The 774-nt window shown below is 50.4% G+C and carries 2 protein-coding genes; both read right to left on the reverse strand.

The window, feature by feature from the left end; genetic code table 11:
• On the reverse strand, window positions 1–229 hold a 229-nt coding region (locus U8U68_RS22010; RefSeq protein WP_322204616.1), incomplete at its 3' end, for a hypothetical protein.
• A partial coding sequence (locus U8U68_RS22015) for an ATP-binding cassette domain-containing protein (RefSeq protein WP_322204618.1) occupies window positions 223–774 on the reverse strand: 552 nt, incomplete at its 5' end. The genes U8U68_RS22010 and U8U68_RS22015, both read right to left, overlap by 7 nt.

The following is a 774-nucleotide window of genomic DNA, read 5'->3' on the forward strand; positions in this document are numbered from 1 at the left end:
TATTACTAAACTCCGTCAACAAATCTCTCAGTGCCGACGGCATAATCTGTTCCGCTATTTCCTCACTTTTATATCCGTAGCTGCCGCCCGGCTGTGGTTCCTCAAGAAGATCGTCTTGAAAGCGGAATACCCCCTGAGAGAACAAGCCAATCACAACAGCGGCAACAAAAATCAAGTAGGGAATGGATTTTACAATCTTTTTGATTTCCCGCAACAACAGCATTACCATTCACCCCCCACTTCACCCAAAATCTCACGAACGCCGCTGGTGTGTAGATACAGCATATATGCGTCCTCAATATTCGGCTCACACGCCTTGGCGCCCTGCATCAAGGTGTCTGCAATAAAGCGGATGTGAACCTTGTTTCCCTGGGTGTGCATACTGGTGATGGAGAGCTGCCTTTTCAGCTCTGGAAGCTCCCGCTTAGAAGCGGTCATGGTAAACACTCTGCCTTCTGCTTCCTGCAAAAGCGCGTCCACCGTGCCATTGTAGATGACTCTACCCTCGTTGATAATGGCGATATCCTCGCAGGTGGCCTCAATGTCCCCTACAATGTGGGTGGACAAAATCACAATCTTATCCTCTGCAATCTCAGACAGTAGGTTTCTGAATCGGACACGCTCCTCCGGATCCAGCCCGGCGGTGGGTTCGTCAACAATCAATACCTTGGGGTTATTGAGCAGCGCCTGGGCGATTCCAAGACGGCGTTTCATGCCGCCGGAAAGCGCCTTCACCTTTTTGTCCCGGTGCTCTGTCAGATTCACTTTTTTGAG

Source organism: Acutalibacter intestini (assembly GCF_034334985.1).
In the GTDB taxonomy this organism is placed as follows: Bacteria; Bacillota; Clostridia; order Oscillospirales; family Acutalibacteraceae; genus Acutalibacter; species Acutalibacter intestini.